Below are 9,680 nucleotides of genomic sequence, written 5' to 3' on the forward strand. Positions count from 1 at the left end.
AAGACACCGCCGCCGGGTCGGATCGACCGGGCGGCGATTTTGTGTGCGTCAGATGGCGGTAGTATTCAACTCTGACATTGCGGTATGGATGAGATCAAGATCAATCGGCCGTCGCCGGTATTCTTGATCTGGTGTTCCTGCTCGGCGGGAATAAAAAGAACGTCGTCGGGTGCGAGGCGGCATTCGCGTTTGCCGTCGGTCACCAGTCCTGCCCCTTTCGTGACGAAAATCGCCTGTTCATGCGGTTCCGTGTGCATCGAGGTAAATCCACCCGGATCGATCTCAATCACCCGCATGGCGAGCTGCTGAGCGCCGTCCTCAACGGAAATGGCCACCCGGACTGAGACTCCGGTGGACTTCTCATTGCGGAAAGCATCCCGCTTTTCGACCTTGTTGTAGTTGCGGACCTTCATTACGACTCCTCTCGCTGGGCGAAAAGTACACGAGCAGCGGGAGCAAGTCAATTTGTTCTTGACTCCATGGCGCCGGCGGACATTATGGAGCCAATGGAATTCTGTATATCGACCAATATCGACCGGCAAATCAATGTTGCGGACTGGTATCAGGCCGTCGCCGCCGCCGGCTTTCGGACGCTGGCACTGAATCGGGATACCGCGCACTGCAGCTACGAGAAGGCCACCGGTCGACTGCAGTTGATTGCTGAAGCAAAGCGATTTGATCTCAGCTACTCCCTCTTGTTCGTGCCGTTCGGATCGGACTACGATATCACCTGCACGCATGGCGAGACCCGCATGGGCGCGGTCTGCGCAATTGCTAATGCCATGCATGCCGCGCAGGTCCTTGGCTGCAGCGCAATCGTCTTGAGCGTCACGCATGCCTTGCCGACCCGCCATGGCAGCGACACAAGTTCGGCTCTCGCGGCGCTGACCGATCTGATCGAAACCGCCGAGAATATGCGAATCAATCTGCTGCTCAAGAATCTGATCGACTCCGCCTCACTGGAGACGCTGGAGGCGGCGCTGGAGGAGTTTCAATCACCGCGCCTCGGTGTCTGCTATAATCCCGCACTGGATCTGCTCTCGGGGAAGCCGCCGTATCGTTTTCTCGAAACGCAGGCGAGCCGCATTCTGGCGCTGCAATTGGCCGACACTGATCGGCGCACTCCTCGTAATCGCATGATGTTTACCGGACTGGTGGACTGGCATCGGCTCGCAGCATTCCTGTCGATCGCTCCTCGCATCCCCCTTCATCTGGATATCGATGTGACGCCGGAAGTAACTGCCGGCGAGCATTTGGCGACTTTGCGAGCTGCCGCAGATCAGCTGGTCGAGTTAATGCACGCTGTCTAATTTGCGATCGCAACTCGCACCGCTCACCCGCGCTGGGTCAGCAACACGCCGATGATAACCAGCGCGCCACCCAGATAGAAATCAAATCCCAGCGATTCGCCGACCAGCACAACGGCCAGGATCGCAGCAATGATCGGCTGCAGATTCTGGAATATTGCCAATTTGGAGGCCTCCATGCGGCCGAGCGCCCAGTACCAGATCGTGTACGAAATCACGGAAGTCAGAATCGCGATGTAGAGGAGTGACAACCACCCGGTCGTGGAAACGCCGGAGTAGTCAAAGCGAGCAGCGAAGTAGGCGCCAAAGGGCAAGTACTGGAGCGTTCCGATGGTCAGCGCCCAGGTGGTCGTCGTCAGAGCGCCGTACTTCTGGATCATCGGTTTGCCGAGAATCGTGTAAGCCGCCCAGGCGATCACGGCGAGAATTACCAGAATGTCGCCGAGCAGGATTTCGGCATCGAAACGCCCGGCGCGCAGTATCACAGCGACACCGGCAAACGAGACAACAATCCCGAGCACCTTGCGAATCGTCGCCTTCTCCTTGAGATACCAAATTGCCAGCAGAAAAACGAATACCGGGGTGGCGCCGTAATAGAGCGCCGACCGGCCGGCCGTAGTGTATTTCAGGCCGTACAGGAATAGCAGTTGGTTCAATGGGATCGCCAGCAGGCCGATGAAGAACAGCTTCCACCAATCGGCGCGTTCGATCCGCCTCAGGCGGCCGGTCAGGCGGGCGATGATCAGCATGGCGCTGGAGGCGATCAGAAAGCGAGTAAACGCCAGCGTAAACGGGTCGAAATCGTTGAGCGCGAGTTTGGCGACGGGAAACGTGCCGCCGGCAATCAATTGTCCGATGACGATCACCGGATAGAGGAAGCGCGTCCTATGTTCGGTCAAGTCAGCCCGCGATCAGATACATTTGACAAACCCGCCGTCGATATTGACAGCGACGCCGGTGATGTAGCCGGCGCGCTCACTGGCGAGGAAAGCCGCCAGATCACCCAATTCCTCGGGTCGACCCAGGCGTCCGGCCGGAATCATCTGCTCCCAACCGGCGTAGATGTTCTTGACGGACTTGCCCGTGGCCTTGTTCGTCGCAGCCGCCAGTTCTTCGAGCCGCTCCGTCCGGGTGTACCCTGGACAGATGACGTTGACCGTAATGCCGTGGGGTGCCAGTTCGTTGGACAGAGCTTTGGTGAATCCGTGAACCCCCGGACGCATGGTGCTCGAAAGCATTAGCGTCTCGCTGGCCTGCAGGGCTACGATCGAAGTAATGTTGATGATCCGACCCCAGCGCTGTTTGATCATCGCCGGGACCGTTGCGGCACAAAGCATAATCGTCGACTTCAGACTGAGTGCATACGCGCTGTCCCAATCGGCGGCCTTTATATCGAGGAAACGGCGCATCGGCGGCCCGCCGGCGTTGCAGACCAGGATGTCAATCGGTCCGCACTTGGCGTTGACCTTTTGCACCGCAGCTTCAATGGCCGCCTTCCGTGTGACATCGCACACCAACGGAATAACGCTCGCGCCGGTCTCATCCAGAATCTGCCTTGCGGCTGTTGCGACATTGGCCTTCCGCCGCGACAAAATCGCGACGTGTGCCCCTTCGCGTGCCAGCGCGGCAGCAATCGCCTTGCCGATGCCCGCCGAGGCACCGGCAACCAACGCAACTTTGTCCTTAAGCCCGAGATCCATGCCCAAGCAACCCGAACAGGTGCGCGACGGTGACGATGCCCTGATGGAAATCCTCGAGCGAGAATTTCTCATTCGGTGAATGGGCGTTGTCGTCTTGCTGGCCGAAGCCCAGAAGCAGCGTATCGAGCCCGAGTTCTTCCTTAAACGTGTTAACAATCGGAATCGACCCGCCCTCGCGAATAAACACCGGCTTGCGACCAAAGCCCTTCTCAAGCGCATCAACGCACGCCTTCACCATAAAGTTGTCGCGTGCAACGATCGCCGGCTTGGCACCACCTAACTTCTTCACCTCAACCTTCACCGTGGCCGGCGCGATCTTGTGAACATACTTCTCGAATTTCGCAAGGATATCCTCCGGCGTCTGATCCGGTACCAACCGCATTGTTACCTTGCAGCCGGCCCAGGACGGCACAATGGTCTTGCTGCCTTCACCGGCATAGCCGCCGTAGATGCCGTTGATTTCGCAGGTGGGACGCGCCCAGACGCGCTCCAGGGTCGAGTAGCCCTTCTCGCCGACCGTGGATGGTGAACCGGTCTTGCGCAGATGCTCGCTTTCCTCATATTTGAGGGAGGTAAACATCTCGCGCTCCCAGCCTTCGACCTCGCGCACTTTGTCGTAGAAGCCGTCAATGAGCACATGCTTGTTGTCGTCATGGAGCTTGGCGACTATCCGCGCCAGCTCCACCACGGGATTGGCAATCGAGCCGCCGAACGACCCGGAATGCAGGTCCTTGTCCGGTCCGACCACCTTGATTTCGGCAGCGGCGATGCCGCGCAGTCCGTAAGTGATGGCTGGAATTCCGCGGCCATACATCGCCGTGTCGGAGACAATCACGCCGTCGGCCTTGAGCAATTCATGGTGTTCCTTGATGAAGTGTTCCAGATTGTTGGAAGCAATCTCCTCTTCCCCCTCGATGAGGAACTTCAGGTTCACCGGCAATTCCTTGCCGGCTTTCAGATATGACTCCGCTGCCAACAGGTGAATCAGAAACTGGCCTTTGTCATCAGTGGCGCCGCGCGCATAGATGGTTTCGCCGTCGATGTGTGGTTCGAAGGGCGGGTTCTTCCAGAGATGGAGCGGATCGACCGGCTGGACATCGTAGTGCCCGTAGATCAGGAGCGTGCGCTTGTTGGCCGGATTGTTGTATTCGGCAAAGACGATCGGGTGGCCCTTGATCGGAAAGATCTGCGCCTTCAGTCCGGCGGTTTCAAATCGCGCCTTAACAAATTCGGCGCAGCGCTGGACGTCTTCCTTGAAATTGGAGTCCGCCGAGACCGACGGATACTTGAGCAGGTCGACGAGATCGGTGACGAACTTGCCGCGATTCTTGTCAATGTATTCCAATACCGGTTGCATATACGCTCTCCTTGGTTTGGGTCAATCGTGCTGGGAAAGCTACCCTGACCCGCCGTTTTGTCAAGCGGATTTGCCCGCGCCGCGCCTCCGGAATTCGGCTTGACTACGGCACCTCACGATGGTAGGTTCAGGGGCAATTGGCGAGCGGAGTTTAAACCGGAGGCAAGATGCAGATTGATGAGCGAGCGCCCTACTTCAAAGGCATGGCCGTCATGCCGGACAAGACATTCAAGAAGGTTACCCTGGACGATTACCGGGGCAAGTGGCTGGTGCTCTTTTTCTACCCGCTCGACTTCAGCTTCGTCTGCCCGACGGAAGTGCGCGCTTTCTCGCTGGCCTTCAACAAATTCAAGGATGTCGGCGCCGACCTGCTCGGATGCTCCGTCGACTCGCATTTTGCTCATCTCGCCTGGATCGAGAAAGAACTCGGCCAGATCAAGTTCCCGCTCCTGTCCGATGTCACCAAAAACATATCGCGGTCCTACAATGTCCTTGTGCACGATGCGTTCAGTCTGCGCGGCACGTACATCATTGATCCCGACGGCGTGCTCAAGTCGATTGTGGTGAACGACACGTCAATCGGACGCTCGATTGACGAAACCCTGCGCACCTTGAAAGCAATTCAAACCGGCGAACTGACCGGCGCCGGCTGGCAGCCGGGCGACGAGACGCTTGGCCTCGATGGCTCCAAGCACTACGACTCCGGCGCCGATTGAGGCAATGGCCTCGATTTCATTCTACGCCGGTCTTCATCGACATTCCTGTACAAGTTCGCCTTGACTAAGGGGCTGCCTCTGTCTATCCTGATCAGGCAGTTGCCGTACGGCTCTGCGCCGGAGGTATCATGCAAGTCGGTCAACCGGCCCCCGAGTTCTGCGGAGTTGCCGTCATGCCAAACAAGCGGTTCCGTGAAATCCGTCTGTCTGACTTCCGCGGCCGATGGTTGGTGCTCTTCTTCTATCCACTTGACTTCACTTCCGAATTTTCGCGTGAGTTGCAATCATACCTTGAGATGTACCCGCGGTTTCGAGAACTGAATGCCGAAGTCATTGGCTGCTCGGTTGACTCGCATTTCACCCACCTGAATGCGATCGAACACTTCTTCGGCCAGATCGGCTTTCCGCTGATCTCGGATCTATCCAACGATATTGCGCGCAATTACGGCGTGCTTATGGAGTCCGGCTTCAGTCAGCGCGCGCGATTTATCATCGACCCCGCCGGAATCTTGAGATTGGCATGCGTCACCGACAATGCCCTGATTGGGTCAGTCTCTGAGATTTTGCGAGTCGTCGGGGACCTTCAAACTAAGGCTCAACTCGGATTGGAGACTTCGTCAGACCATCTTGCTTTCGGGCACTCGCGGCCGGAGTCCACTTAGTCGCAGACAGAGATCCGGCGGGCTTCAGGCTACAAAGACGCGGTAAAGGAAGATCCCGATCAATACGAATGATACGATAAGCTGAACTACAGCGCCGAAGGCAAACCCGACAAAGGTCCCGGCACCGGCTTTGAGGGACGCCGCCACCGATTTTCCGACCAGTAGCTCGGCGATCACTGCTCCAACAAGCGGTCCGATGATCACCCCGACGAGCGAGCCGACAAACAGTCCGATCACCATGCCAACAAAAGCGCCGAGCATCCCCCAGCGCGAAGCGCCCCACTTTTTTGCGCCATATACCTGCACGAAATGCTGCAGGATCCAGATCACGGCCACCGCAATGCCGGAATAGACCAGAAACTCGCCCGACAGATAGGCGTAGCCGGTGAAATAGCCGAAGATGGCCATCGCAGTCCAGATCAACGGTAAGCCCGGAATGACCGGCACGATGACCCCGGCAACGCCGATCAACATCGTCAAGAGACAGCCCGCAAATAGCAGAATTTCTCCGGTGGAAGTCTGAAGGAGGGGAAGCATGATCATGCGTTCAACTTACGGAAATCCGCGACAAATGTTAAGCAATTAGGGAAGGTACGACGGCCGCCGCCGACCACTGACCAGGTAAACTAGAAGAGATGCCGCCAAACCGGGAAAGATCGGCTCGATACCGAGCGCGTAGGCGCCGTCCCAGGTCAGTTGCGCCGTGCCGAGCCAGACCGTGGAAGCCAGTCCTCCGAGCACCATCGCGACAACGGCCGCCCGACCACTCATGACGCGATTGCCAACAAAAGTCGTCAGCAGCGGAACCAGTAGAATCGGCGTCCCGACCGAGCCAAAGCCGTACCAGACTGTCACCACCGACTCGAAGAGGGCGGAAATCACGACGGTTAGAACTGCCGACCCGATCAGCGCCCATTTGGTGTAGCGATTAATAATCTCATCATTCATATCCCGCCAGCGCGCGAAAATGTCCTTGCCGGCCGTCGAAGCGGCGATAAACAGGTATGAATCAGCGGTGGAGATAACAGTCGCAATCAGCGAAACGGCAAAGATCCCGAACAGCCCGGCCGGCAGCACCTCCTGCCCCAGCAGCGGAAAGGCGGAAACGGGATCAATGTCGGGGGGCAGGATGGCTCGTGCGTAGAGCCCGCAGGTCGTGGTCAGCATGTCAAAAACAAACCAGCAGAGGATCGAGACGAGAATTCCGCGGCGGGCTGTTTTTTCATCGCGGGCGGCATAGCAAGCCTGGAAAAACGACGGCTCCACCAGAGTCGACAGCGCGATGAAATACCAGACGATAATGAACCAGGCGCTGTTGCCGCCGTGCCACTGGAAATGGGTTTCCGGGAGACGGGAGGTAAGAAAATCCTGGCCGCCGTAACCGGCAACCAGCGCGATGAAGATCACCACGAAGCCAAGGTACATGAAGAGAAAGTGCCAGATGTCGGCGCGGACAAGCGTACGGAAGCCGCCAATGAAGGCATAGATTGTAACGATGACCGCGCCGATGACGATACCGATCGATTTCGGCCAGCCGAAGAAGGCCTGTCCGAGCACCCCCAAGATCAGAATGTAAGCAGTCGGCAGAGTCCAGCCGAAGACGACTACGGCGCCAAGAATCGCCGCGGGACGGCCATAATACTGGTTGAGGCGATCGGGAATCGTGATGAACTCGGTACGGCGTGCCTTGGCCGCCAGCAGCCACGCAAAGAGCAAAGCGCCGAGATAGTACGGTAAACCAAAGACAAACCAATTGGAAACCCCGTAGCGATAGGAATACTCGCCGACACCAAGTATTCCGCCGTACCAGTTGCAGACCAGTGTGGCAACAAAGGCAGGCAACGTCAGGCGGCGACCATCCAGCATGTATTCGACGGCACTATCGCTGGGGGCCGGTCGGCGCCAGAGGCTAAAGACGATGATGCCGAGCAAATACGCGGCGATGATCAGTGTGTCGACGAGCGCCAAGGCCTACTCAAGTTCCAGCCGCAAGGTAGTGAAAAGTGAGCGTCCCGCCGCCGGGATGTACTCCGACCAATGCTGGTCGGGAACGTCGCGGAATCGAGTCGCGCCGCCGTAACCGGAAACCTCATACTTGTGATCGAGCACGTTGTCGACCCGCGCTGCGAGTTCGAGGCGACCCAGATCCGCGATTTCACCCAACGTAATCCCGGCGGAAACGGCCGCTACAAAGTATGGATCGATCGAAAGCTCGCGCACGTTGTCATTCTCGACATAGATGCGCCCAATCATCCGACCGCGACATGTGACATTGAAACGAGGTCGGCGATACTCGGCGATTAGATTTCCGATATACTCAGGGAATCCGGGAATCTTCTTGCCGTCGTAAGAAACAGAGCGGCTTTCGAGATAATTCCAGTCAGTGTCATTGTCGTAGACAGCCTCAGCGACGGCAAAATCTCTGATCCGATTGTAGTTGTACGAGAAGTTCCCGGTCAGCTGCAAGATTCGACCGATGGCGTTTGTGGTCGAGAGTTCGATCCCGGCGTGCACGGAGCGGTCGGCGTTGGTGGTGATCGGAAGTCCCAGGTCATTGAGTCCGCCATACGGCACGATCTCGTTGGCGAAATCCATCCAAAACAGGTTCACGGTGTGCGCACTGGATTGCGTTCGCCAGTTCAGACCGAGCTCGAAGTTGTGAACGCGCTCCGATTGGGCGGTCGGATCGCCGAAAACAATCGTGGAATCACTGCCGCTGCGCCGGATCGCCTTGATTTGCAGCGACGGAAAGGCGTACGGATCGCCGGCATCATAAATCTCCCAATCGGCCGGGACACGCGATGACAGCGAGTAACTCGCCAGCAAATTCACCGCCGGCGTAAGCGCATAGCTGAAGCCCAGGCGCGGCGAAAGGAAGGTCCAGTCAATGTCATACGCATAGCCGGCAAAAGCGCCCAGCCGATTTTGTTTAAAGCTGTAGTCTTGATGACGCAATTGCAGACTGGCATTGGCAGTCAGCCGCTCGCCGAGGCGGCGGCTCTGTACCGCGTAGAGCGAGCCGAACCACTTCTCCCCAAAATATTCATAGTAGCGATGACGCGGATCGATCGCGTTCGTGATGCCCTCGGCCCAAACAACTTGTCCCCAGTGGTCAGACTCGAAATAGTAGAATGAGCCGCCGATGCTGAGAGCACCCTGCTTTTGCTGGAACTCGAGTCGCGGATTCCAGCCCCACTGATTTTTGCGGACGTGCTGCTGCCGGACGAGATCCCCGGAAGAAATTGCACCGATCGAGTCCCCGTCAGGATTGGTAATGATCGTTGCCGGAATGTTGTAGTCGGCAAAACTGCGATCGTCGCGATACTGCTCATAGTAGCCGTCACCGTGGATGTGGAAGAACGTGTTCTGCAGCGAGGCATTGGGACTCAGCTCGTAGGTATTATGCAGCTCGTAATGCGGTTGATTGAAATTGTCGGTCTCGTTGTCATACGTTAGCGGGTTGAAACGGCGGTCGCTGGCAAGTTGCTCGCGCGAAATGCCGTAGTAGGCGAGGTGCATTTGCATCGGACCGCCGTAAACATTGACAGTCGTCGTCATCCGCGGATCGAGACGTGACAGCGAGAGCTGATACGCCCAGCCGTCATACCACGAATTGCGGCGGTAGCCATCGGAGAGCTGGCGAGAGTAGCGTCCGGCGAAGTTCCAGCGGCCGTCGATCAGGCCGGAACGATACTCTACCGCTTGCTTCTGCATATCGCCGACCCAGCGGCCATCGTCCCAGAATCCGCCGTAACCGGTAGCCAGCGAAATGCTGCGCGACTGTTCGATTCCCGCCGAGACAATATTGACTGTGCCCCCAAAGGATGCATCCGCGTAAAGCGAACTGCCGATCCCCCGCTGCACCTGGACATCTTTCACGCTGGCCGCAAAATCAGGAATATCGACGAAATAGGTCGCCTGATCTTCGGGGTCGTTCA

At 57.6% G+C, this 9,680-nt stretch carries 10 protein-coding genes; 3 read left to right on the forward strand and 7 right to left on the reverse strand.

The window, feature by feature from the left end:
- Positions 1–65: 65 nt before the first annotated feature.
- Positions 66–413 carry a cupin domain-containing protein gene (locus IT585_07525; GenBank protein MCC6963084.1) on the reverse strand — a complete coding sequence of 116 codons (348 nt, stop codon included), beginning with the start codon at positions 411–413 and terminating at the stop codon, positions 66–68.
- 93 nt (positions 414–506) lie between these two features.
- Between IT585_07525 and IT585_07530 the strand changes: the two genes are divergently transcribed.
- On the forward strand, positions 507–1,310 hold the full coding sequence (locus tag IT585_07530) for a sugar phosphate isomerase/epimerase (protein ID MCC6963085.1): 804 nt from the start codon (positions 507–509) through the stop codon (positions 1,308–1,310).
- Between the two features lie 23 nt (positions 1,311–1,333).
- On the opposite strand, the gene IT585_07535 is transcribed toward IT585_07530, so the two are convergent.
- From IT585_07535 to IT585_07545, 3 genes are read right to left on the reverse strand one after another with little or no spacing between them, the layout of a single operon-like run.
- Entirely contained in the window at positions 1,334–2,206 is an 873-nt protein-coding gene (locus IT585_07535; protein ID MCC6963086.1) for a DMT family transporter, read from the reverse strand.
- Between the two features lie 12 nt (positions 2,207–2,218).
- A complete protein-coding gene (locus tag IT585_07540; protein MCC6963087.1) occupies positions 2,219–3,007 on the reverse strand; it encodes an SDR family oxidoreductase in 789 nt (262 codons plus the stop codon).
- Positions 2,991–4,364 (reverse strand): dipeptidase, encoded by a 1,374-nt coding sequence (locus IT585_07545; protein MCC6963088.1) that lies wholly within the window; start codon positions 4,362–4,364, stop codon positions 2,991–2,993. The genes IT585_07540 and IT585_07545 overlap by 17 nt, the downstream gene beginning before the upstream one ends.
- A 167-nt stretch (positions 4,365–4,531) precedes the next feature.
- Between IT585_07545 and IT585_07550 the strand changes: the two genes are divergently transcribed.
- Both IT585_07550 and IT585_07555 read left to right on the forward strand, forming a co-directional pair.
- The gene (locus IT585_07550) at positions 4,532–5,080 is read left to right on the forward strand and encodes a peroxiredoxin (protein ID MCC6963089.1); all 549 of its coding nucleotides are present in this window, start codon (positions 4,532–4,534) and stop codon (positions 5,078–5,080) included.
- A 173-nt stretch (positions 5,081–5,253) separates the two neighbouring features.
- Positions 5,254–5,742, forward strand: a complete 489-nt coding sequence (locus IT585_07555; GenBank protein ID MCC6963090.1) for a redoxin domain-containing protein — start codon at positions 5,254–5,256, stop codon at positions 5,740–5,742.
- 24 nt (positions 5,743–5,766) lie between these two features.
- Here IT585_07555 and IT585_07560 read toward each other — a convergent pair whose 3' ends face one another.
- From IT585_07560 to IT585_07570, 3 genes are all read right to left on the reverse strand, one after another.
- Positions 5,767–6,285, reverse strand: a complete 519-nt coding sequence (locus IT585_07560) for a DUF456 domain-containing protein (GenBank protein ID MCC6963091.1) — start codon at positions 6,283–6,285, stop codon at positions 5,767–5,769.
- 39 nt (positions 6,286–6,324) lie between these two features.
- Entirely contained in the window at positions 6,325–7,710 is a 1,386-nt protein-coding gene (locus tag IT585_07565) for a sodium:solute symporter family protein (GenBank protein ID MCC6963092.1), read from the reverse strand.
- A 3-nt stretch (positions 7,711–7,713) separates the two neighbouring features.
- The coding region (locus tag IT585_07570; protein MCC6963093.1) for a TonB-dependent receptor at positions 7,714–9,680 on the reverse strand (1,967 nt) is incomplete at its 5' end.

Source organism: Candidatus Zixiibacteriota bacterium (genome assembly GCA_020853795.1).
In the GTDB taxonomy this organism is placed as follows: domain Bacteria; phylum Zixibacteria; class MSB-5A5; order CAIYYT01; family CAIYYT01; genus JADJGC01.